The 1,057-nt window shown below is 64.0% G+C and carries 1 protein-coding gene; it reads left to right on the top strand.

Annotation, left to right across the window (positions count from 1 at the left end):
- Positions 1-315: 315 nt before the first annotated feature.
- Positions 316-1,057: PAS domain-containing protein (locus EOA28_RS36730; protein ID WP_128315891.1), on the top strand; the 742-nt coding region annotated here is incomplete at its 3' end.

The raw sequence follows: 1,057 nt of genomic DNA, 5'->3' as shown, positions 1-1,057 counted from the left end.
ACCTTGATGACGAGCAGGATGACGACGAGCAAAATGAGTGCTGCAAACGTCCACAGGATTGCGGCGACATAACCCGGACCCGCCACGCTATCCAGCCACTGCAGCATCGGTGCACCCAATCGCCTCTTGAGGTCAGGCGACACTAGACCGCGGTGGCGGCCCGCCGCAAGTTCACATCACCCATCGTGAACAGTTTGAAACATGAATCATTGATTTTATCGGACATTTGCCGCCGGGGCCTTTTCCGTTACAGGAGAATGTGATTCAACCGGCCGTCCGCGCCCGTCGGACACCGGAATCACGAGCAGGGGGAACATGGCCAAGGAAGCGCGCGGCGATTTCTATCCGGTACCGATCGTCGACCAGAACACGCGTCCGGGCGCCGTCACCAGGCTCATCGTCTTCATCGTCGTGTTGACCGGCGCCGCGATCGTCTTCGGACTTTTCCGCGAGCGGCTCGGCGATCCTTTTCTGCTCGGCATGCTCGGCGTGCTCGCCATGATCGGCGTCGGCTTCCTGTTCGCGACCGCGATCGGCTTCGTGCAGATCGCGCCGCGGTCGACCGGTGACGAACTGTCGAAAGCCTTTGTCGACTCGATGTCGCAGGGCCTGCTGGTGACCGACACCAAGGGCCGCGTCGTTTATGCCAATCGCGCCTATGCCGACATGACGGGCGCCGCCTCGGCGGCCGATCTCAAGACCGTCGAAGGTCTCTTGTCTGATGTTCCCGAGGCCTCTATGACGATCTACAGGCTGGCGTCGGGCCTGCGCGACGGCCAGGCGGGCGACGGCGAGTTCCGGCTGGCGCAGTCGATCAAGCCCGGCGCCGAGCCCGGCGCGCGCTGGTACCGGGCCCGCGCCCGCGCCTTCAGCATGCCCGGGCAAAGGCTGCCGATGCTGGCCTGGCAGCTTGCCGACATCTCGCAGGAACGGGCGGAGCAGGAGCGTTTCTTCCTCGACCTGCAAAAGGCCATCGACCATCTCGACCATGCGCCGGCCGGGTTCTTCTCGGCCGACCAGGAAGGCCGCGTCACCTATATCAACGCCACGCTCGCCG

The sequence above is a fragment of the Mesorhizobium sp. M2A.F.Ca.ET.067.02.1.1 genome, assembly GCF_004023285.1.
GTDB lineage: Bacteria > Pseudomonadota > Alphaproteobacteria > Rhizobiales > Rhizobiaceae > Mesorhizobium.
This window is presented reverse-complemented; position numbering and strand designations above follow the sequence as displayed.